Source organism: Sphaerochaeta associata (assembly GCF_022869165.1).
In the GTDB taxonomy this organism is placed as follows: Bacteria; Spirochaetota; Spirochaetia; order Sphaerochaetales; family Sphaerochaetaceae; genus Sphaerochaeta; species Sphaerochaeta associata.
Genome location: NZ_CP094929.1, coordinates 2,439,702 through 2,460,723 on the forward strand (window position 1 = coordinate 2,439,702; position 21,022 = coordinate 2,460,723).

Consider the following 21,022-nt stretch of genomic DNA (forward strand, 5'->3'; position numbering starts at 1 on the left):
AGCCTTCTATTCCAGACAAGTCAAACCTGCTATACTTTTAAGCAAGAGAGGAACACCACATGTCGCGATTAATCGGAACATACGCCAGAGCCGTACGAGCCCCCATCATTTCACAAGGGGATGACCTGGAGAACATCACCGTCGACTGCATCCTCGCTGCAGCAAAGAACGACGGGTTTGAGCTGAAGGACCGTGACATCATCGGCGTAACAGAGTCCCTGCTTGCACGTTCCCAAGGAAACTACCTCGATATCGAAGAGATTGCAGAAGAGACCAGGTCGGTGTTTGCCGATCATTTTGTGGTGCTCTTCCCCATCCTGAGCCGGAACCGCTTTTCCCACATCCTCAAGGGTTTGGCCATGAGCGGGCGGCAAATCACCGTGATGCTCAGCTATCCTAGCGATGAAGTGGGCAACCATCTGATGGACCTCGATGCCATGTACAAGGCCAACCTGAATCCCCATACGGACGTGCTTTCCCGCCAGGAGTTCCGCAAGCTGTTCGGCCATACCTTCAAGCACCCATTTACAGGACTTGACTATATCGACCTCTACATGGATTTGGCAGTAGACAACAACATCGAAGTGGTATTGGCAAACGACCCGCTCGCAGCCCTTTCCTATTCCAAGGATGTGCTGGTTGCAACTATCCACGACCGAAAACACCTCAAGAACCTTCTCTTGAACAACGGGGGAAACACCATCATCGGACTCGACGAGTTGGCGACAAAGCAGGGAAAGAGCGGCGGCTACAACCCTGAATTCGGCCTGCTCGGTTCCAATCTGGCTGGAAACAACCGCCTCAAGCTCTTTCCCCGTGATGCAGAGCAGTTCTGCTATGCAGTACAGAAGAAGTTGTTTGAAAAAACCGGAAAAACCGTTGAAGTACTGGTATATGGAGACGGGGCCTTCAAGGACCCTGTCGGAAAGATCTGGGAACTGGCCGATCCCGTGGTCGCCCCGGGGTTCACCGCCGGCCTTATGGGCACTCCCAATGAGATAAAAATGAAATACATCGCCGACAACGAACTTGTCGGATTATCGCAGGAAGAGGCACAGCGCCAACTCAAGCAGAAGATCTCGCAAAAAGGGACCAACCTCCTTGGCCAGAATGCATCGCTGGGAACAACCCCCAGGCAGCTCACCGACCTGCTCGGAACCTTGTGCGACCTGATGAGCGGTAGTGGAGATAAAGGTACCCCGATCATCCACATCCAAGGCTATTTCGACAACTACGCCTCCGATTGAGCCTGATAGCTGTGAATGAATAAACCGCAGAGTGCATCGTACTGCTGCGGTTTTTTTCTTGTCTTGTTGACCCGGCGGTGAAACAGGGTATACTGAATCCCGGCAGTGAGGGGACCTCAATGGAAAACAAAGAGACAGTGGCGTTGAGCAAACAGGAAAATCTTGTCCAAATCGGTAAGTTCGTAGTTTTTTCCATCAGTGCAGGAATCATTCAAGTACTTGTCTTCACAATTCTCGAGGAACTCTTTCATCTCCCCTATTGGCCCAGTTATCTTACCGCCCTGATTGCCAGTGTCGTCTATAACTTTACGGTAAACCGTCGCTTCACCTTCAAAAGTGCAAACAACATCCCCAAGGCCATGATGCAACTGGGCCTCTATTACGCCATCTTCACCCCGCTTTCCACCTGGTGGGGGGATGCCTTGGTACAGATGGGAATCTCCGATTACCTTGTATTGGGCGGAACCATGGTGGTAAATCTGGTCACCGAGTACTGCGTCAATCGATTCATCATCTACCGCAGGTCAATGAATACCCGAACATAAGAGACAACCTGTATTTCTCTTCTTCCTTGGGGGGTCTTTATCACCAGCATGATGAAAAACCCATCAACCGACCAAGGAAATCCTCTCCTATTTACGTGTAAAACTGAACGGAGATAGAGTGAAAATCAATCTTCCTGACAATCAACTGCTTTGTCGCCCCCTTCTCAAGAAAGTCGATCACCGATTGCATCCTTTGACTCTTCTTATAGAGAAGAAAAGGCGTCAGCCCAGATTTGAGTGTGCGTTTCCAGGGGTCTTCCTTCGCTGCAGCTTCGGTGTATGCATTGTGCGAGGTAGGAGTCCTGAAGAGCCTCATGCAAACCATATCCCCTCCCATTGCACGCATCCTCCATGCACAAGGCAATGGCGATTTCATCGTCATTGAATCCAAGTGGCCAATACGGGTTCTTGAAGTGGCAGACATCCCCGAATGTCAAGGAGCGAAGCGATCGCGGGTTGTTGGTGAGCCCACCATCCTCGAATCGCTGGATCGTCTGCAATACTCCCTCATTATCACCATTGAGATACCTCACTTCGTAGTCGGAAATCTCCCCTCGTTCTCCGAAAAGGCTGAAGTGACTGCTCCTAATACTGCTATGGTACTGCACATCAGAAAAATCGAAGTACCCAGTCTTGCCATCATCAAACGCCAATACAGCAGTGATTCGCTTGCTCTGTACACGTACACCCTCGATGTCGATGCTGTCCCTGCCCCCGGTCTTTACAACCCAACTGGACCTGTTGACCGCGGTAATGGTGCAGTTTGCCCCCTTCTCATCCAAGAAATACCGGATGATGCTGATTCCATGGTGGTCGTGAAGACTGGCACAACGCGCCTCGGTCAACGGTCCCAACAGGGGTGAAAGCGCATGACAGGTGTGGTAATACGGTTGACGCCGGTACTGCTCGGCAATGAATATCCTGCTGTTGGAAGCACGATATCCTGCATAGAGGGTATTCAGGGTCTGAAGCGGGAGTGAGGTGAATCCGGTCTCGCACAGAATCTTTTCGTCATGGTTGATGAGCACTGAAAGAAGTTCCTTCATGCTGGAGGACGGAACACTGAGGATTACCAGGTCATGCTCCACGCACAGGGCCTGGTGTACATTCGAGCATGTCTGCACTCCGTAGAGCTTTTGTACTTCCTCTGCCCGCTCTTGTGTACGCAACACCCACGTCACCAGCGTAAACTGATGAGGAAGAGCCTTGATGATCCGATAAAAGAAGAGACTGCGCCAGCCGTAGCCGATGAGGATTATTCGCATAGCAAACCTGCCCTATCGTGGGATGTATTCATGCAGCTACTATAGCACAGCGAGGAGTATTGACAAGTATTCCTCCAACCATAGTAATCTCATCATTACCGGAGTCTTTCCGTTATTATGGAACGTGCCTATTCTAGTTGGCCGTTGGTAGATAGGTTGCACTACACATAAGAACGTTGCACTACCTACATAAGAACGTTGCGGTCTGCTGACATCTCAAGTACAATTAATATTACTACTTTGCAGTCTATCAGTAGGACATAAGGGGCAATCAAGTGGATATGTATCAGTTGGAATGTTTTGTTACTTTGGCACGACGATTGAACTTCACTAAGGCTGCAATAGAGATGAACATCACGCAACCAGCATTCAGTAGGAAAATATTAAGCTTGGAGTCAGAGTTAGGAGTATCTTTGTTCTTGCGGGACAAACGTTCGGTAAACTTGACGAAGGCCGGGGAATATTTTCTGGAAGAAGCAAAAAATATATTAGAACACTTTCAAGCAGGACAATCAAAAGTAATTGAGGCTGAAAAAGGGTTAAGGGGGAGTATTAAGATTGGTTTTCTACCCTCTCAGTTTGATAGCACCCTCCCCAAAGCGGTAAATATGTTCAGAAAAAAGTATCCCAATATTTTATTGGATATATCCGAATGTGAACACGGTAATATCATGCAACGTTTATATGATGCTGATCTGGATATCGTTTTCTCAATTTTCTTGGGAATGGTAGAAATACCTTACATTGCATGGCAACCCTTACTGAAACTTGACCAAGCAGTCATCCTTCCCCCAGACCATCCACTCGCGACAAGGGATTCAATTCGCATAGCTGATATTAAAGATGAGCCTTTCATAGTTTTTGACTCGGATGATTACTCCATGTCTTCTGATGTAGTTTTCCAGATTTGTAAAAAAAATGATTTCGCCCCCAGGGTACGAAAAAGAACTACTTCAATCAGTAGTGCATTCACTCTGGTTGGTTGCGGGGAGGGGATCTGTATCGCTCCAATGCTTTTCAAATCCATATATCCTCAAAAAATCTGCTTCATCAAGCTTGAAGATAATCATTGTGATATCTTCAGAGGATTTGCTTGGCATCGTGAAAACCATAATGAAAGCTTACCTCTTTTCATACAGGAAATCTCCGAAGCATATTAACCGCATTGATGTGCTTACTTGACAATACCAGTTAAAAATACCACGTAACATATAGCCAGCATGGCAAAAGGAACATATAGCAGCTGGTTGTATAAAATCTGTTTCTGGTTGTCTGTTGCAACAAATGAAAGATACATTGCACCACCTGACGAGAATGGCGACATGACAGGCAATGAGGCCCCAATACAGACTGAAGTGATAAAGATTGAAGGACTCATTGTATGAAATTCGGCAAGAGAGATTGCAATTGGAATGAGCGCAGGAAAAACCACTCCAAGTCCGTCAGAAACATAACTCATAATGAAGGCAATTGTAATCATAAGAAGAAGCGTTGAGGTTGCTGACAAGTTCCCGCTTATCAGGCTGGCGAGCTGAGTAATAATACCTGCTTGTTTGGCAACTCCCATCAATACGCCCATCCCCGAAATCATAATTAGGGTATGCCAGGGCACAGATTTGAATAGTGTTTTTTCATCCGATAAGCGCAGCATGATAGAAAGGACTGAACCAATGAGCGCAATGAGCGCAAAATCCAGTTTTCCTTTTATTTTTAAGATCGTTATGTTTTGAGGTACAACCAAAGCCAATATTGTTGGTAATACATACAATGCTATCATACCAAAAATTAGCGTCATGCTTGCCTTTTGTTTCCTCGTAAACACAGGAGGCACATCTTGGACAACCGGTTTGAGTCTGTAGCCCCTCATGGCTACATAGAAAACCAAGAAAGCTACTGTGCTAAAAACCATGGCATTGATAAAATTCTCATGTTGGTATACATCTGCAAAACTTGCATATGAACTTGTCTCTACAAATCCTTTGACAAGCATTCCGGCAACACTAATATAGGATGTGGAGGCACCTGCTCCTGCACAAAATATGGCCATACCCCCAAGCAAAGGGCTCATCCCTGACAACGCTGCCAATTTCAAGGTGACAGGAATCATGATCACATTCGTTACGTACGGACCCCCTCCAAGACCTGCAATCAAGGATGAAATCACATAGATGGCAATTGGGAGCAGTGCAGTCCTCTTACGCAGTGCATACAGAATTTTAAGAGCAAGGACTTCAATTGCTCCATTGTTGATTGCTGAACCATAAAAAAATGTAACAGAGAAAATTATAACAAAAAGCTTTGAAGGCCAGTGAGTGAAAATATCAGCTACCTTGATATCGAAGATGAGCACAGAAGCCAGATAGGCGAATACCAAAGCAATTACACCTACATTTATCTTGAAGAAATGGCCTATTACGATTGATAAAGCAATTGCAAGCAGTACTATCAATAATCCTTCCATGACTCACCTTCTTTACATCGGCATTACTGCCTAATCGTCAGAATAAGTTCCAATACGTCATCTGGGAGACTATCGCTACCACATAAAATGCAGCATAAGCTACAAGTGTAATCTTGAAGCCATCTCCAAATGTAAACAATCGTTCGCCCTTGTATTTAAATGTCCATGCAAATAAAACCGATGGTAATAAAACGGGAATGAGACTTCCTCCCAAAACCGATGGCAACCACACGGCCAATAGGCCATGGCTCGCACTCATTCCAAGCACCTGAGACCATTCAACAAATACTGGGATGAAAACCCCTTGCATCATATTAATCCCAAAAATACTTGTAGCAAATGTCCCCAGCAATGAACTGAGAACATAATAGCCCGTTACGGTATCAGGTTGTATAACATTCAGCGCGTTCTTAATTACCACACTTGCGCCACTACTGTTCAAGACCGTACTCATTGCACTGAGAGCGGTGATAAAGAACATGACCGACCAGTTGATTGAGGAAATTGCTTCATCAAAATTTTTAAAAATTCCAAACTTGGGTAATGCAAATACGCACATTGCTCCCAAAGCAACCCATCCAGTAGAAACTCCGTGGCTTGACTCGGTAATCCACAGAATCAGCACTACCAACATAACAGCAAGGACACCTTTTTCCTTGTTGGTAAGCGGTCCCAACTCATCAAATTTAGTTTTCAGTATCTCCTTCGGGGCAGTAACATTCTTTGAAGGTTTGAACACTTTCAATACGAGGAAAACAGCAAGGAACCCAAAAGCCCATACCAGCGGTGCTGCAAGAACAAACCAATCCAACCACTCAATGTCAACCCGAGAGAGAGCCATAGTCAAAAGATTGAGGCTGAAGCCGGTTTTTACCCAAGTCCCCGCTTGTCCACATAAGATCAAAAGGAAGAATGCGACCAAAGCAAGCGGAGGGACTCCTTTTTTCTGCTCACTTCTTTTTGGTAGATTCCATGCTTCAGCTACAAAAATTGCCAAAGGAAACGTAATAGCAATAAGGGCTGTAGGAGAAGGTACCAGAAGAATCATTAGGAATACAACTACTACACTGATGAATAAGAATCTAGGTACAGTATTAGCTCCAAGTTTATACATAAGCGTATAGGCAAACCGCTTTGCAAGCCCGCTTCTGACCATTGTGGATGCAATTACAAACGCAGATATTTGAAACCAACCTGGGCTGATGGTAAACCATGTAAAAATACTGGCTGGGGGGAATTTCAGGAGGGTCAGAAAGAGTATAAAAATTAATCCAGTATAACCGGAGTCTATAGGTCTGAAAATCAACCAAATGAGCAGCCATGCAGATAATGCCAACACTGCATTGGCCTTTTTGTCTAATCCCAAGGGCAAAAGGAAAATTATCACCCCAGCCACAACACCAAATATTGCTCCAAACAGTTGCCCTTTGGAGAGACTTTCAACCCTATTCTCATTCACGGACTTTACACGATTTGCCATAGTACCCATACCAAGCACCTCCTGATTAATATAGAGACTTTCAAACGTTTCAAATGGTCAGGAATTTCATCAAATCAGCAATATCATCCAAGTTTTCCAGTTCCATGATTTGCTTGATTGCATTCTCGATCTTCCTTTCAGTAAGAATCGGTGAAGCATTATGTCTGAACTTTGCAATGAGTTCGTCATCACTTAACCGATACTTGTCAATATTTGTACCCTTGGAGTAATATGTTTCCTTAGAATAGATTATTCCTTCGACCTCCATTTCGACTCTTGCATACCAACTCTTTGGATCCTTCTTCTTCTCTTCTCCTGCCTTCGGGTCACCAACGATGCTGACCTTTTTCATGAAAGATTGTATTTCAGGATCCCTAATTATGTTGGGATTCTGCCAATCTACTCCACACTTGATATTATGTACTGCCATTGCAGCAGCATATGGGAAACTGTATTGAGCATCAATTTGCGTAGTGACACTCAACTGATCAGGATGCGCTAGGAACGGCAGGCTGTAAGCCTTGATCCATGCAATCTCATCAGGGATAAATTTATGCTCTGCAACTAAATCCATTAAGCAATCAATTGCACTTTGCAGAAATCTACAGCATGGATACAGTTTATACTGGCAATCAGGGAACTCCCAACTTTCTCCAAGTCCATCAGTAATCAAAGCGGGATTCCATACAGCAGCACCATAGAAAACATGAAATCCATAAGGATTATCAAGCATCGTCCTACTTCCGGTGTATCCCTGTTCCGCCAACAGACAAGCTGTTACCGCTGCCTGACAGTTCCAACCAGCCGGCGAATACTTGACGATAGATTTCGGCATGGTATCCTCCCAATCACGGCCAACCGGTAAGGAACACAAATAGCCAGCGAGTCCTAGTGCATTTTCCAGCCTCTCCCTGTCCAGGCCCATCAGCCTCCCAACAGCTAGCCCTGCTCCAAGCATATGTTCATTGCTGTTTCCAAATACATCCGGTGTTTTCGGTTTTCCCCCACTACCGGACACAGACTGGATGATGCTGTTCATCGAGTTATCGATTCTCTTTGCCAATTCTTGGCCTATGACAATCGCAACCAATACATCCTTTCCTGACCGATGATTACATTCCGCCATGGCAAGTACCGGAGGAATGATGAATGGAGGAATGTGTGGCACAGAATCAAAATCTAAGGCATACATCAATTCACTATTTGCCATTGCAGCAGTGGTGCAAGGGATTTTGAGAACAGATCCAATAACGGAAGATTCTTCTGCACCACCAAACCTGTTGGCTAAGTTCAATGCAATTTTTCCTTTTTCCGTCGCATATCCAGTAAAAAGAGATCCTATGGAATCCAATAGACTCCTTTTTGCTTCGTGAATAATGTCTGGTGGAATATTTTCAAACTGCGTATTCATAGTAAAATCAATGATTTTGTCAGTGACGGTTGCCATACAATTCCTCCATTTCTATTAAACCAATTGTCTATGCTCTCAAACCAAGCTTCAATGCTCCATTCTGACAGGCAAGGATACAACCACCACAGCCTGCACATCTTTCTTCATGCACCATGACTTTGCCACGCTCCATGTAGAGTGCCTGACAGATGTTGTCTACGCACCTGCCGCAACGAATGCATTTCTCATGATCAATTTGGATCAAGGTTTGTCCCGGCATCATGTCAATATCTTCGTTATACTTGATATACTTTTGGCCAAGCCCGATGATCTGGTCCATGCTTGAATAGCCTTGTTCGACCATGTAATCTTTCATGAACTTAACTCCCTTGCGGATGAGACTTCGCCCCTGCTCAATCACACCAGTACAAGGCTGGACCATTGTTGCTCCCAACATCATCGCCTCAATGAAGTGTTTGGGTTCCACAAGACCGCCGGCTGCGGCAATTTGTATGCCGGGAACAAACCTCGCAATTGCGGCGACATCCTTGTAGCATGGAACACGAAGGAATGAACCCGATGCCATGCAGAAAGGACTCCCGTCCATATATTCCCAAGAAGGTTTGCCACCGTTGTAAATATCTGGAGGTGCAATACCAACACCTGCATTGAACAACTGTACGAACTGTGCTCCGGCATCCCGAGCTTTCTTCACGATATTGATAATCCGAGGAAATCCAGTCTCAGGAGATAACTTTACTCCCACAGGAATGTTGACAGCCTGCACCACACTCCTTACGATGCGTTCAACCAACTCTTCCTTATCGCCAATGAGGGCCCCTTTGCAAACCGGGGTGAAGTTACCACTGAAATACTCATCGACGGAGTTACCCAATCCGGTAGGCAGAGGACATCCTAGATTGATTTCAATCATGTCGGCACCCAAGGACTCAAAGAACTTGGCACCATCGACCCAAGTCTCTGCAATATCTCCAAGACCTCCCAAATTAATGACAATCGGCACATCCTTCGGCTTTTTCTCTTTAAGTGCTTTCATCATCAGAACATTGCGACGTTCAGTTGCTTTGGCGAAGCCGGCATCAAGATAGAACGGTGCAGGAACGAATAAGAACCCTTCAACACCATACGGAGCCTCAGTTTCAAGCTTCAGCATTCTGTGTCCGACTTTACCATTTCTTCGGCGCAAAGGAGTCTCGAGAAATCTTGTCCGTTCCCGAATGATTTTTTCTGTTTCGGGTGTAACATACGCTCCTGCCATAATGATATACCCTGCACCTGCTTTCACATGCTTGAGTAATATTTCTGAATTAAGCTCCACATATTGATCGATATTACCTGCATGCCCCCAGTGTTCTCCAATAGCGCCAACCCCTATAGGATTCGGGAAGTGAACTCCTGCAAAATTCACACTCAGATCAGGTTCCAGTATTGCCATTTCATGCCCCCTGTTGTAATACTTTTGTTTTTCCTATCATGTTCATGATCTGCTTATCATCTTAGGGAGTGAAGCAGTTATTTGTGAAATGCTATTAATCATTGACAGTAATGCACAAACTGCATGACAGTATCAGACGCAAGTGCTATCGATTTTTTGTTCCCACATCCCTGCCCTGCCAATGATATGCTTGGAGGAAGGTAGTATGCCAATCTACATCAGTTGCAGAGAATTCCCCACAGATTGATCAACATGTGATTGCATGCCGTAAAAATTTTTACTTGATATATATCTTATTATTACTTATTATACTCCTATAATTGAGTTTTAAGGAGTTTTAAGTAACAATGAAAAACTATTATACCGTGGAACAAGTTTCTCAGATGCTGAGCATGCACCCCAAAACCATTCAACGATACATCCGTGAAGGAAAACTTCGTGCGAGTAAAATCGGCAAGAGCTGGCGCATCAGCGGCCATGACTTGAGCCTATTTGCTGAAGACAACACCGCCGAAGCTGTAACGCTGCCAACCAAGGAACGTGCTACAAGCACCTCGGTGATCGACATCCAGGTGGAGGGCAAGGATGAAGCATACCGAATCATCACCACGCTCAATGCTGCCATGAATGCAAAGCCATCAGAGTACGGAGACGCTTCCTTGGCAACGCAGTTCATTGAACGCGAGCGAACCGTAAGGCTGATGCTCTGGGGCGGCCTGCCCTTCATGGTGACCATCTGCAACATGATACAACTCTATATGGATGGACAGAAGGAGTGATCTTATGCAAAAAACCTCAGTGTTCAAATCACAGGAAGGTAGAGAGAAAATTCGGGGATACTACGACATGATCCTCAATGCATTCCCGTTAGGGAAAAGATATGTGGAAACAACCTTTGGCAGGACCTTTATCCTGGAAGCGGGAAAGAGCGACAGACCACCGATGGTGCTCCTGCATGGATCATGCAGCAACAACGCTGCCTGGCTTGGAGACCTTTCTGCCTTAAGCAGGGAGTATCATGCCTTTGCTGTCGATATTCCCGGAGAGCCGGGCAACAGCGAGGAGTATCGGCTGAATCTGCAATCGGATGAGTATTCCCGATGGCTGGCAGAGGTTCTGGATGCGCTTGCTCTCAAGAAAGCAATCCTTGTGGGAAACTCGCTCGGAGGATGGCTGGCACTGCAATTCACCGCTGCTCATCCTGAGCGGGTACAGGCACTCATCCTCCTGGCAGCAGCGGGCCTGGTACCTCCCAAGCAGGCGTTTATTGAACAGACACAGAAAATCCCCATGGACCGGTCCAGTGCCAAGGCGACAAAGGACACCATCCTGGGAGACAGTGTTTTGCCAGCCGAAGTTCTGCAGTTCATGATGCTGGTATTTGAACACTTCAACCCCATCATCGGTGCACTTCCAATACTCTCGGATGTACAACTGGCCGGACTCTCCATGCCCGTTCTCTTTATAGCCGGCATAAGCGATGCAACCATGGACGCAACACTTGCAGCAAAAAGGTTGAAAGCACAAGTCCCCCAAGCTGAAGTGATTCTCCTGGAGGGCTCGCATGTCATCACTACTGCTGCAGACAAAGTGCTCCCGTTCCTGGCAGGGATATTGTAGGAACAGCTGGTTATTGAGGGGCCCGCGCCTCCCAATCCTTCTCCTTGAGGTTGGTGTAAAGGTACACAAAAGCGGAAATTGAGCTGAAGAGGAAAATCACCACCGAAATTGCGGCAGCAAGATTGTATTCGCGGTTTGCAAAGGTCTTGCGCAAATATACACCCAACAGCAGGGGGTGGTTGCGCCCGATCAAATACGGAGTGGTGAAAGAGCTGATGTTGCTCATGAAAATGAACACCATGGCGATCATGACATCCTTGAAGGAGAGCGGGAGCACCATCTGGAAAAATACTCTGAACCTGCCGGCACCGACATCCCTGGCACTCTCGACAATGGACTCTGAAATTCCGGAAAGAGCGGCAACGATGATCATGGTGGCGAAGGGGATGTTGAAGATGACATTCATCATGATCACACCCTTGGAATTGAACAGGAGACCGGGTTTGAAGTTCACACCGAATTCCATGAATATTCTGTTGATCAAACCCGAGTCCCGTACGATGGTCATCACCGCATAGATGGTTACCAAGTTGGGAATGAACCGCGGCAGCAGGTACAACGTACCTATGGTCTTGCTGATCCTGGTATCCGAGAATCTAAGATACAATGCCAACAGATAGGCGAAAACCATGGATATAACGACTGTAAGTGAGGCTACCCAGAGCGTGTATACGATATGGGCCATCGCCAACTCGTCGGTGAACAAATAGATGTAGTGGGCAAGCGTCGGCTTGCCTGATGCATCAAGAAAGCTGTTGATGACTGTGTTGACTATTGGATAAATGACTATCCCGATGGTAATCAGCAATGCCGGAGCCAACATTGCCAGTACTATCAGATTCTTCTTAACGTCACCCTTGGTTTTCATGGTGGATACTCCCTTCCAGGTGGGGAGGATGTTTGGAACCACCCTCCCTCACTATAACATTACCAGTTGGACCGATTAGCGAAGCGTTGCAATCTCTCGTTCCCAACGCTGGGTATGCTTGTCTCCCAGCTCCCCGATTGAAAGGATTGCAAAGTTGGATGGATCCAATTCCGATACAGCCCCTTTCATATCCGATTCGATCAAGGACGATTCGATGACGGGTACGGCAAACATTACTTCCAGACAAATCTTCTGCCCGGCAGGGCTGATGACGAAGTCGATGAAGTCATAGCACGCTTCGGGATTCTGTGCCATGGACGCGATGCTCAGCGATACATCGGTACCCGAAAGGGCATCGTCGGTCATCTGGGTCATCTTGGTTGTCGGAGGCAGGGTTCCATTGGCCATGTTGCTGAGTACTTGATCAGCCCAGGCGGGAATCATGTCAACTTCACTGTTGATGAGCAAATCCAACGAACCTTGGTTCTTGTTGGGATACACAACCGAACCACCGGATTTATACAAGTACGGATGAATCTCCTTCAGCCAGGCAAAACCGGGATCCCACTGCTCGGCCCACTTCGGATCATTGGAGAGACGTGCGCTCTTGTCTGCAATCAAATGATACGTGGCAGTCCTGACGAATGCGGAATAGGCTCCACCAGAGGAAGAATACGCAAACCTGCCGGGATTCGCCTTGATCCATTGGGTCAACTCAGCCCACGTGGAGGGAGGAGCGGGAAGCCGTTTTGAATCATAGGCGAACACGACGGTGGTTCCACGGTAGGGAACCAGCTTGGTTTGCAGCTCGGTCGGCTTCATGGTGACATGCTTCCAGTTCTTAAGCTTTGAGTAGTCCAGGTCCAGGAAAATGTCCTCGCTCCCTGCAATGTCGGCGAGTGCCGCCAGGGTTGAGGTATTGTTGGCGAGGATGTCGATTCCTGCATTCTTCTGCTGCGTCTGATAAGCCGCTGCGATACGTGCATTGAAACCTTCATCGCCGGTTCCTGAAAGGATGAACTGCAGATTGACCCGAGATGTCGACTCTGGCCGGGCATTGTATGCATCGATCAATGCCGTAAACAAATCGGACACGTTTTGGCTGCCATCGGTCCATACTGTCACCGAAGGCTTCCCGGTTGCATCGGATGCTGCCTGCGGCTCCCGGCTTCCTCCTGCCGGCAGCACGGCCAGCACCATGCCCAGTACCAAGAGAATTGCTAGTACCTTTTTCATAAAGACCTCCTATTGTCTTCAGCAAAGCTTTCTGCTTTGCATAGTTCGCTATTCACTAAACTGTCGGGAATCGCTGAAGTACAAGGCTACATGTTCACCCCGCTTGAAAAGGTCGGCTTCACTTCCTGACACGAACGCCTTCACAATACCGAACCGGGTCTGAACCACCATCTCAGTGTAGTGACCGAGCATCATGATGTTTCGAACCTGTCCTTCCAGGTCGCCGCCACCACCCTTCTCAACCCTGATGTTCTCTGGACGCACGGCAGTATGCATTCCGGCCTGGGTTTCAATGAAATTCATCTCGCCTATGAAATCGGCGACATACCGACTCGCAGGATGGTGATACACCTCATAAGGCGAGCCGATCTGCTCGATGCTCCCCTTGTTCATGACAACGGTGCTGTCGGATAAAGCCATGGCTTCTTCCTGGTCGTGGGTGACAAACACGACGGTTATATCGAGGTCAGTCTGGATTTTCCTCAGTTCTTCCCGCATCTGCATACGGATTTTTGCATCCAAGGCAGAGAACGGCTCATCCAGAAGGAGAACCTCAGGCTTGAGAAGCAAGGAGCGCGCGATGGCAATACGTTGCTGCTGACCTCCAGACATCTGGTTGGGATACTTTTTCTCCGTACCAGGCATTTTGACCAGGTTCAATACATCCAATATGCGATCGGCAATCTCCGCCTTGGGGACCTTTCTCAACTTCAAGCCGAATGCAAGGTTGTCGAAGACCGTCATATGCGGCCATAGGTTGTAACTCTGGAAGACCATTGCCGTCGGCCGTTTCTCAGGAGGAAGGTCGGCGATATCCTTGCCATCGATGAGTATGGCTCCGGCATTGCACTCGAGAAAGCCTCCGATGGTTCGGAGAATGGTGGTCTTTCCGCAGCCCGACGGCCCGAGCAAAGTCATCAACTCACCTTGCCTGACCTTCAAATTGATATTTTTTACACCATCACCATTCTTATACAATTTTGTCATGTTCTGTATTTCGAGCTTTATTGTTTCATTCATTTCCCATACCTCCTTCGGGTTTTCAACCCATCTTGTAGCCTTTTGACATGGTCTCCGCCCCGATATACTTTCTCATGACAAGAATCAAGAGCAGGTTCGGCAGGATCAACAACATGGAGAATACCGCCCCGGCGGTTGCCGGATAATCAAGAATGACTCCATACATTTCAACCATCATGGTTCGATAGGTGGGCAGTCCTACCATCAGTGTTCCAACGCTCTCACCCAGCGAGCCGATGAAGGCAAACATGCAGGCAACGGCAATCCCGGGCCAGGCCATCGGCAGGGTTACATAAAAGAATGTCCGAAGCGGCCCGGCACCGACATCCCTGGCAGCCTCCTCCTGTTGCACAGGTACGCTGCGGAAGGCTCCGGCAGGCAGCCAAATCATTTGCATCATGCTTCCAAGCATATGGATGAGCAAAACACCCATGAACGAGCCCATCAGCCCCACCTTGTAATAGATGATGCCCATCGACGTATACATGCCGATCTTGGGAAATGCATTGCCTATCAGGAACGTAAACATGATCAATCTTCTACCGGTGAATTTGTACCGAGCCAGTACATAGGCGGCAGGCAGACATACCAAAAGAGACAGAATCACCGAACAGATGGCAAATTGGAACGAGTAAAGCATGGATTTCACCAAGGCCGGTTGCTTGAGGACATACTGCCACCACTGAAGGCTCCAAGTCCTTGGAAGCACATCGGGATACGTGTATTGCCCTGCGAAAGCAAGAACCAGGGTGTATAGCAAGGGGCCGTAAAACACCAGCAAAAATGAAAACAAGAGAATTACTTCCCAGAATTTCTTTCTACCCAGGGTGTTGGAAATGTGTCGGGGGCTCAAAAAGGATAGTGAAGACATCCAAGTTCTCCTTTGCACTATGCTAAGACGGTTGAGAAAGTACAGTCTGATGGGTTTGAAGCAGGCTCTGCACCATGGTTACTTGACGAGTGGTAACGTTTTCAAGATTGGACACAGAAAAAGAAAGCATTCGGTCCAATGCATCACGGTCATCGACGGTCCAAACGGAAACGGAGAGACCCGCAGCCTGGAGTGCTGTGAAGTGCTCCTTGCCCAAATTGTGATACGGGAAGTTAATCACCTTGATCCCGAGATGAAGAGCGAGCTCGACGACAGATGGCACATGATCCTCAAAATGCTTCATGTAGGTGCGGGTGAAAGCCCATGGGTCTGTCATTAATCTGCTGAAGTCTCCCATCGAGAAAGGTCCTTTATGCAAGTACAGATACTTGAAAAGTTCCTCGATGTTCATAAACAAGGTCGCCCGGTCTGCAATACCGGGGTCATAGGATACTTGTTCGGGGGAAACGGAACCCGAAAGAATAAGACGGCTCTTGTCAAAGCCATACCGCTTGGCAAGGCCGAGCAACTCATACAGATGCTCACGCTCCTTGACATCACAGTTGATCGAAAGTGATGTCGGACCAAGCAGTGCAAAAACACTCTCAAGCGATTGGTGAGCAGCATACTCCGATACCGAAAGCCTCTTGTCATGGGATATTCGAAGCACCCCGGCAGGGTCCATCCGAACATCCACTTCCACTGCATCGGCGCCGAGTTCGATGGCCCTCCGTACAGATTCCATTGAATCTCTTTGTGTTCCTTCACACCCCGAATGTGCGGTTACCATGGGTACGGTCATTCTTGTCACAAGCCTCTCTTTATCAGCACTTTTTTAGTAATGCAACCGGTTTCATTTGTGCACATACAACAATTTGTCTAAATGAAACCGGTTGCATTTGTGCATAACGTAGCTATATACTTAATGATAACAACACTGTTTTCGTGGGTTGTCAACAAAAAGATTTGTAAAGTGAGGTGAAAAGATGATGAAGTTGGACGACATCGCAGCCCTTGCAAAAGTCTCCAAGACAACCGCTTCACGCGCACTTGCCGACTCCCCCCTCGTCAAAGAAGAAACCAAGGCATTAATCCGAGAGATCGCAAAAGCACACAACTACAAGCCCAACACATTGGCCAGTGCATTTGCCAGGAAAAAGTCAGGAATCATCGGTTTCTGTCTCTTGAACAAGGATCATCCTTCCTTCGGCCACCCCTTCTTCGGACCGGTACTCGATGGCGCGCTCGAACAGGCAAGAAAAGACAATTACCACATCATCCTCGCCGCCAATAAAGGAAGTGATTATGTGTTTGAGGAACCTTTCATGCAGGATTGCATAGAAGGAGTCGTTCTATCTTCCTTCGCACCGGCCAAGGCAGTGCAAGAGTTTAAAAAACGCGGTATACCCCAGGTGCTCATCAACGATGTCCTCAATACAGAGAACAACACGTTTATCATGGATGACAACTACGGTGGGGCATATCAATTGATGCAGCATCTCATGAAAGACAAGGGCCATTTTCGAATAGGATTCCTTACCGACCGCCTGAGTCACACCAGTTATCTTCTCCGATACTTTGCATATATTGATGCACACAGGGATGCAGGCCTGCCAGTATATTCCAACGACAAGCTCCCCCTTTTCGACCTTGAAGGAGGTTTCTCGCTCAGCAGTGATTACTACCTGAAAAAGTATGGGTATGACGACATCCCCCGAATAGGATCTCCCATGGTGGTCGTCGGGGTCAAATCGGCGGCAGGGTATGAGGCGGTAAAACAGTTGATTGCAACAGGTGACCTGCCATCGGCAATCTTTGCTGTTTCGGATTCTCTTGCCATCGGAGCCATCCATGCGCTGCAGGACGCAGGTCTTCGCGTACCCGAGGATGTCGCCGTCGTCGGCTACGATGACATCATCAGTTCGACCGCCGTGAGGCCGGCCCTGACGACTGTTCGGGTCAACCGAAAGGAAATCGGACGAACAGCGATACAAGAACTTGAGAAGCTCATCGAGAACCCCGAGCAGGAAACGAAAATCATCTATATCAAGAACAATCTCATTGTCCGGAAAAGCTCCTGATTCATGGGACATTACTGATCACAAGAGCACAAGAATTCGTAATTGCTTGCACCCGTACCGTCCATTGAGTACACTTTCCTTGTATTGATCACCCAAAAGCCTGTTGCAACAAGGACTGCCAATGTCAAAATGTGCGTTCGGTGATGCGTATACCCTCTATTACCTGCCCTCCCGGAGAAGGATAGCCTACTATGGATGAGCTGATCAGCAACCTTCTGCGAGGCAGTGTTTCTTCTGTGATGTATGTCGTGCTTCTCTTTACGCTGACAAAGAGCAGATTCGGGCAAAAGACTACCATTCTCGTTGCCATCTTTGTGTTTGCAATCAATATGACCAGTACGCTCTGGTTCTATCTCTATGGAGACCTGACGTCTCTCTCACGCTTCACCCTGCTCTTGTTCATTGTAATCGGGCTCGCCATGAAACCACTGACAAGGCAGAGCCTCATGCAGTGGAGCTTTACCTTTCTTACCAGCATCAACATCGCGATGATGATCATTTTCCTCAGCTTCATTTTGGGAAGACTTTTCCCCCAGCCCCAGTATGCCAACACCCTGCTTCGACTGGTGCTCTACCTCCTTGTAATTCTCCTGTTTCAGAGATTTTTACAACCCATGTACCAATCAATCGTCGACAACTGGCCGATTTTCTCCGCCTTGGTCATCTGCATTTTTCTGAACCTTTCCTATTACTTCTCTGTCACAACCAATATCAAGGACACGCTCGCAACCAACAAATGGCCGCTGCTGCTATTGGTCGGTCTGTCTATTGTTGCGTACGGAACCGTTTTCTACTCCATGAAAAAGTTCTTGACCATGCATGCTCTGGAAATTGAAAACATGAAAATCCAGAAAGAGACAGGACGGCTGTACGAAGCTGCCCTGCAGATGGAAAAACATGCAAACTATGACATGCTGACAGGACTTCCCAACCGAAGATTCTTCTTTGAGCGATTGGAGCACATCGTCAAGCACAGTCAAGGCTCGCAAACGTTTGCAGTCCTCTATATCGATTTGGATGGCTTCAAGTCCATCAATGATACCTTTGGTCACCAACACGGGGACAAGGTCCTGATGGAGGTGGGAAATCGATTGTCTCACTGCATTCGTGAAACAGATTTTGTCGCCCGACTCGGGGGCGATGAATTTGCAGTAATCACATCCGACTTTGAAGGCCAATCCAAGGTAGAGCAATTTGCCAGGAGAGTACATGCAGTGCTCCAGGAAACCATCGACATCGACACATTCCCGTGCTCGGTAAATGCCTCCATTGGTGTTGCCATCCATCCCGATGCCGGCTCGGACAGCGAAACCCTGCTGCGAGCTGCCGATGCTGCGATGTATGAGGTCAAACGAACCGGCAAGGGTGGTATTAAAATATCGGCAGTAAAGTGAAACAGCCAAACTAATTACCATGAAATTCCGAACGCCAGTGAATACGGAGAAAACGAGGCTTCAAGGTCCTGCTTCCCTATCCTTGCATGCAGGAGGGGAATTCCAAGACCCACTGCAGTCCCGATCAAGGCCCCTGCAAGAACATCGGTCATGAAGTGACTGCCGCTTGCAACCCTGAGCAGAGCCGTCGCCGTGGCAAGCGTGTAGGAAACCACGGCCACCGGGACCTTCCACACCGAGTCAGGGTGGTAGGAGGCAAAGACCGAAGAGGCAAAAGCAGCACCGGCGAAGGCCATGGTAACATGGCCTGAAGGGAATGAATCATAGGCATCACCTTCGGTCACCTCGCGTAGGGGATAGTCATCGAAATACAGGAAAGGCCGGGCTCTGGGTATGCATAGCTTCCCAAGCTCCTTCAAACCGTAGGCGGCCAACATCGCCTGTGCATACATGACACCGATGGTCACATATTCGCTTGCCGGCTCAGCAAGCAACAATGCAGGGGCCAGGACTGATGCAGCTACAAACAGGGTTCCTGCGGTATCCAGCGATTCCGAGTATGGAAGCATGACCGATCGATCGAAGGCATTCACCTTCGTCGATGGAGTTGCCTGGACCATTGCAGTGCATACCAAGAAGAGTCCCAAAAGAGCTGTGGCTTTTCTCATACCCTGCCCCGCTTTGCAACCGCGGCTCTGAACAAAAATACAAGGGCGGAGCCCAAGAGAACGCCTCCAAGCACATCAGTAAACAATGAACCCCGCTGTAGAGCCTACCCAGCACGGTAATGAGCATGACCAGGATGGATAAACCTTGCAAAACGATTCTAAGGCGCTTGCTTGATACGAAGTGTTGGTATTCAATTGAGGCAGAGCCCATGATACACAGCACAATCATGGTATGGCTCGACGGGAAGGATGCCTCCAATTGCTTTGTGAGCAATAGGGGACGGTAGTTGATCACGACTGTTTCAAACAACAGGTATAACACAATGACCAAAAGATAGAAGGCGCCCAGTATCAGGAATGAGACATCGACGTGCCCTTTGATCAGCTGCAGCAACCCCGCTGCAGCAAAACCGAAGGCGGTAAGCAAAGCGGCAACACCAAGCCAGTCGGTAATGACATACCAGGCAAGATGGGTTCCGATGAACTGATGCAGCAGGCCGTTGAATGTAGCCAGCCCCACTGATGACCCTTGTGGACCGATCGGCTGCACATCCACCCCTACCAGCAGAAAAACCAGAAGGAAAAACAACACCAAAAGAACAAATGCTCGCTGTACGTCTCGTTTCATGTTCGCACCTCCGCTGTCCATTGTGCAGAACAGCGCTCGAGGTACCACAAACAGGGCTTTACAGCGACGATACTTTGCGTATCATTGACGTTTGATGAGCATAAAAACCTTGGAAAACACCAAACAGAGCAGGAAGGTTGCGGGATACGGCTGACGACTGCTGACAAGTACAAGCAACAACACCAAACCCAAAACGAAGGAGAGAGTCCGAACTCTTATGCACCATTGAGGACCAAGATGCGACTGTACAGCGAGCTCAAAGACACCGAACAAGGAAAGCAACCCAACCATCGTTATAAGCAAGGGCTGCAGAAACGAGGCAGTCGGTGAGAAGGAAAACAAAGCAACCGAACCGCCGTCTCCATTGGCAAAAAGGGGCAGGAACAACAACAGGACTGCTAAAAAGTCGAGGATTCCGAACAACAAAATCCTGCTTCGCCCTGCAGCTTGCTCAACTTCCGAGCGGGCAAGAAAGACCAGCTCGTTTGTGCTGAGCAGCTCATCCACCGAAAGAGAGAACAAGGCAGCCAACTGCTGCAGTGAGCCGAGGTTCGGAAGACCCCGTCCCGTCTCCCATTTGCTCACCGTTACCCTGGAAACATACACTCTCTCAGCCAGCTGCTCTTGGGTGAGGCCTAAAGAAATTCGACATGCTTTAAGTTTTTCATGAAACTGCATGCTATCCGGTCCTTTTCATTATGGTTGTATGTCACTATACCATACAAAGAATGCTTAGGCGAATGAGTAATACTCCCTTGCATTGTAGGTGTGTTCACCGTAGTGTAGGAAGAA

General features: G+C 47.8%; 20 protein-coding genes. 7 read left to right on the plus strand and 13 right to left on the minus strand.

Going from position 1 to position 21,022, the window contains the following annotated elements; translation table 11 throughout:
• Positions 1 to 59 precede the first annotated feature (59 nt).
• Together MUG09_RS11300 and MUG09_RS11305 are read left to right on the plus strand one after the other, a co-directional pair.
• The gene (locus tag MUG09_RS11300; RefSeq protein ID WP_244771532.1) at positions 60 to 1,247 is read left to right on the plus strand and encodes a coenzyme F420-0:L-glutamate ligase; all 1,188 of its coding nucleotides are present in this window, start codon (positions 60 to 62) and stop codon (positions 1,245 to 1,247) included.
• A 119-nt stretch (positions 1,248 to 1,366) separates the two neighbouring features.
• Positions 1,367 to 1,792: a GtrA family protein gene (locus MUG09_RS11305; protein WP_244771533.1), complete on the plus strand. Its 426-nt coding sequence runs from the start codon at positions 1,367 to 1,369 to the stop codon at positions 1,790 to 1,792.
• A gap of 203 nt (positions 1,793 to 1,995) precedes the next feature.
• Here MUG09_RS11305 and MUG09_RS11310 read toward each other — a convergent pair whose 3' ends face one another.
• The gene (locus MUG09_RS11310) at positions 1,996 to 3,057 is read right to left on the minus strand and encodes a Gfo/Idh/MocA family oxidoreductase (RefSeq protein ID WP_244771534.1); all 1,062 of its coding nucleotides are present in this window, start codon (positions 3,055 to 3,057) and stop codon (positions 1,996 to 1,998) included.
• 281 nt (positions 3,058 to 3,338) lie between these two features.
• On the opposite strand from MUG09_RS11310, the gene MUG09_RS11315 reads away from it, so the two are divergent.
• Complete coding sequence (locus MUG09_RS11315) at positions 3,339 to 4,217, plus strand: LysR family transcriptional regulator (protein ID WP_244775381.1); 879 nt, start codon at positions 3,339 to 3,341, stop codon at positions 4,215 to 4,217.
• 14 nt (positions 4,218 to 4,231) lie between these two features.
• Here the strand turns inward: MUG09_RS11315 and MUG09_RS11320 are convergent, their stop codons facing one another.
• The 4 genes from MUG09_RS11320 to MUG09_RS11335 are packed head-to-tail and all read right to left on the minus strand — an operon-like array spanning position 4,232 to position 9,844.
• Positions 4,232 to 5,518, minus strand: coding sequence for an SLC13 family permease (locus MUG09_RS11320; RefSeq protein WP_244771535.1), 1,287 nt, complete (start codon positions 5,516 to 5,518; stop codon positions 4,232 to 4,234).
• Positions 5,519 to 5,555: 37 nt separating this feature from the next.
• The gene (locus MUG09_RS11325; protein ID WP_244771536.1) at positions 5,556 to 7,007 is read right to left on the minus strand and encodes an SLC13 family permease; all 1,452 of its coding nucleotides are present in this window, start codon (positions 7,005 to 7,007) and stop codon (positions 5,556 to 5,558) included.
• A 40-nt stretch (positions 7,008 to 7,047) separates the two neighbouring features.
• On the minus strand, positions 7,048 to 8,445 hold the full coding sequence (locus tag MUG09_RS11330; RefSeq protein ID WP_244771537.1) for an MmgE/PrpD family protein: 1,398 nt from the start codon (positions 8,443 to 8,445) through the stop codon (positions 7,048 to 7,050).
• A gap of 31 nt (positions 8,446 to 8,476) precedes the next feature.
• Complete coding sequence (locus MUG09_RS11335) at positions 8,477 to 9,844, minus strand: 4Fe-4S binding protein (protein ID WP_244771538.1); 1,368 nt, start codon at positions 9,842 to 9,844, stop codon at positions 8,477 to 8,479.
• Positions 9,845 to 10,191: 347 nt separating this feature from the next.
• On the opposite strand from MUG09_RS11335, the gene MUG09_RS11340 reads away from it, so the two are divergent.
• Positions 10,192 to 10,623, plus strand: coding sequence for a helix-turn-helix domain-containing protein (locus tag MUG09_RS11340; protein ID WP_244771539.1), 432 nt, complete (start codon positions 10,192 to 10,194; stop codon positions 10,621 to 10,623).
• Between the two features lie 4 nt (positions 10,624 to 10,627).
• On the plus strand, positions 10,628 to 11,464 hold the full coding sequence (locus MUG09_RS11345; RefSeq protein ID WP_244771540.1) for an alpha/beta fold hydrolase: 837 nt from the start codon (positions 10,628 to 10,630) through the stop codon (positions 11,462 to 11,464).
• Positions 11,465 to 11,474: 10 nt separating this feature from the next.
• Here MUG09_RS11345 and MUG09_RS11350 read toward each other — a convergent pair whose 3' ends face one another.
• From MUG09_RS11350 to MUG09_RS11370, 5 genes are all read right to left on the minus strand, one after another.
• Positions 11,475 to 12,332 carry an ABC transporter permease gene (locus tag MUG09_RS11350; protein ID WP_244771541.1) on the minus strand — a complete coding sequence of 286 codons (858 nt, stop codon included), beginning with the start codon at positions 12,330 to 12,332 and terminating at the stop codon, positions 11,475 to 11,477.
• A gap of 75 nt (positions 12,333 to 12,407) precedes the next feature.
• The gene (locus MUG09_RS11355) at positions 12,408 to 13,568 is read right to left on the minus strand and encodes an extracellular solute-binding protein (protein WP_244771542.1); all 1,161 of its coding nucleotides are present in this window, start codon (positions 13,566 to 13,568) and stop codon (positions 12,408 to 12,410) included.
• Between the two features lie 48 nt (positions 13,569 to 13,616).
• A complete protein-coding gene (locus MUG09_RS11360) occupies positions 13,617 to 14,588 on the minus strand; it encodes an ABC transporter ATP-binding protein (protein ID WP_244771543.1) in 972 nt (323 codons plus the stop codon).
• Between the two features lie 22 nt (positions 14,589 to 14,610).
• Positions 14,611 to 15,459 (minus strand): ABC transporter permease, encoded by an 849-nt coding sequence (locus MUG09_RS11365; RefSeq protein WP_244771544.1) that lies wholly within the window; start codon positions 15,457 to 15,459, stop codon positions 14,611 to 14,613.
• Positions 15,460 to 15,481: 22 nt separating this feature from the next.
• Positions 15,482 to 16,261 (minus strand): glycerophosphodiester phosphodiesterase, encoded by a 780-nt coding sequence (locus MUG09_RS11370; protein WP_323395300.1) that lies wholly within the window; start codon positions 16,259 to 16,261, stop codon positions 15,482 to 15,484.
• 184 nt (positions 16,262 to 16,445) lie between these two features.
• On the opposite strand from MUG09_RS11370, the gene MUG09_RS11375 reads away from it, so the two are divergent.
• Positions 16,446 to 17,540, plus strand: a complete 1,095-nt coding sequence (locus MUG09_RS11375) for a LacI family DNA-binding transcriptional regulator (RefSeq protein WP_244771546.1) — start codon at positions 16,446 to 16,448, stop codon at positions 17,538 to 17,540.
• 191 nt (positions 17,541 to 17,731) lie between these two features.
• Positions 17,732 to 18,934, plus strand: coding sequence for a GGDEF domain-containing protein (locus MUG09_RS11380; RefSeq protein ID WP_244771547.1), 1,203 nt, complete (start codon positions 17,732 to 17,734; stop codon positions 18,932 to 18,934).
• A gap of 14 nt (positions 18,935 to 18,948) precedes the next feature.
• On the opposite strand, the gene MUG09_RS11385 is transcribed toward MUG09_RS11380, so the two are convergent.
• From MUG09_RS11385 to MUG09_RS11395, 3 genes are all read right to left on the minus strand, one after another.
• Positions 18,949 to 19,503 carry a phosphatase PAP2 family protein gene (locus tag MUG09_RS11385; RefSeq protein ID WP_244771548.1) on the minus strand — a complete coding sequence of 185 codons (555 nt, stop codon included), beginning with the start codon at positions 19,501 to 19,503 and terminating at the stop codon, positions 18,949 to 18,951.
• A complete protein-coding gene (locus MUG09_RS11390; protein WP_244771549.1) occupies positions 19,418 to 20,230 on the minus strand; it encodes a phosphatase PAP2 family protein in 813 nt (270 codons plus the stop codon). The genes MUG09_RS11385 and MUG09_RS11390 overlap by 86 nt, the downstream gene beginning before the upstream one ends.
• A gap of 81 nt (positions 20,231 to 20,311) precedes the next feature.
• Positions 20,312 to 20,908, minus strand: a complete 597-nt coding sequence (locus MUG09_RS11395) for a helix-turn-helix domain-containing protein (RefSeq protein WP_244771550.1) — start codon at positions 20,906 to 20,908, stop codon at positions 20,312 to 20,314.
• Positions 20,909 to 21,022: the final 114 nt, after the last annotated feature.

What these genes read in the sequence shown, in the direction of transcription:
- MUG09_RS11300 (WP_244771532.1), top strand. Translation starts at nt 60, where the DNA reads ATGTCGCGATTAATCGGAACATACGCCAGAGCCGTACGAGCCCCCATC.
- MUG09_RS11305 (WP_244771533.1), top strand. Translation starts at nt 1,367, where the DNA reads ATGGAAAACAAAGAGACAGTGGCGTTGAGCAAACAGGAAAATCTTGTC.
- MUG09_RS11310 (WP_244771534.1), bottom strand. Translation starts at nt 3,057, where the DNA reads ATGCGAATAATCCTCATCGGCTACGGCTGGCGCAGTCTCTTCTTTTAT.
- MUG09_RS11315 (WP_244775381.1), top strand. Translation starts at nt 3,339, where the DNA reads ATGTATCAGTTGGAATGTTTTGTTACTTTGGCACGACGATTGAACTTC.
- MUG09_RS11320 (WP_244771535.1), bottom strand. Translation starts at nt 5,518, where the DNA reads ATGGAAGGATTATTGATAGTACTGCTTGCAATTGCTTTATCAATCGTA.
- MUG09_RS11325 (WP_244771536.1), bottom strand. Translation starts at nt 7,007, where the DNA reads ATGGGTACTATGGCAAATCGTGTAAAGTCCGTGAATGAGAATAGGGTT.
- MUG09_RS11330 (WP_244771537.1), bottom strand. Translation starts at nt 8,445, where the DNA reads ATGGCAACCGTCACTGACAAAATCATTGATTTTACTATGAATACGCAG.
- MUG09_RS11335 (WP_244771538.1), bottom strand. Translation starts at nt 9,844, where the DNA reads ATGGCAATACTGGAACCTGATCTGAGTGTGAATTTTGCAGGAGTTCAC.
- MUG09_RS11340 (WP_244771539.1), top strand. Translation starts at nt 10,192, where the DNA reads ATGAAAAACTATTATACCGTGGAACAAGTTTCTCAGATGCTGAGCATG.
- MUG09_RS11345 (WP_244771540.1), top strand. Translation starts at nt 10,628, where the DNA reads ATGCAAAAAACCTCAGTGTTCAAATCACAGGAAGGTAGAGAGAAAATT.
- MUG09_RS11350 (WP_244771541.1), bottom strand. Translation starts at nt 12,332, where the DNA reads ATGAAAACCAAGGGTGACGTTAAGAAGAATCTGATAGTACTGGCAATG.
- MUG09_RS11355 (WP_244771542.1), bottom strand. Translation starts at nt 13,568, where the DNA reads ATGAAAAAGGTACTAGCAATTCTCTTGGTACTGGGCATGGTGCTGGCC.
- MUG09_RS11360 (WP_244771543.1), bottom strand. Translation starts at nt 14,588, where the DNA reads ATGAATGAAACAATAAAGCTCGAAATACAGAACATGACAAAATTGTAT.
- MUG09_RS11365 (WP_244771544.1), bottom strand. Translation starts at nt 15,459, where the DNA reads ATGTCTTCACTATCCTTTTTGAGCCCCCGACACATTTCCAACACCCTG.
- MUG09_RS11370 (WP_323395300.1), bottom strand. Translation starts at nt 16,261, where the DNA reads ATGACCGTACCCATGGTAACCGCACATTCGGGGTGTGAAGGAACACAA.
- MUG09_RS11375 (WP_244771546.1), top strand. Translation starts at nt 16,446, where the DNA reads ATGATGAAGTTGGACGACATCGCAGCCCTTGCAAAAGTCTCCAAGACA.
- MUG09_RS11380 (WP_244771547.1), top strand. Translation starts at nt 17,732, where the DNA reads ATGGATGAGCTGATCAGCAACCTTCTGCGAGGCAGTGTTTCTTCTGTG.
- MUG09_RS11385 (WP_244771548.1), bottom strand. Translation starts at nt 19,503, where the DNA reads ATGCTTCCATACTCGGAATCGCTGGATACCGCAGGAACCCTGTTTGTA.
- MUG09_RS11390 (WP_244771549.1), bottom strand. Translation starts at nt 20,230, where the DNA reads ATGAAACGAGACGTACAGCGAGCATTTGTTCTTTTGGTGTTGTTTTTC.
- MUG09_RS11395 (WP_244771550.1), bottom strand. Translation starts at nt 20,908, where the DNA reads ATGCAGTTTCATGAAAAACTTAAAGCATGTCGAATTTCTTTAGGCCTC.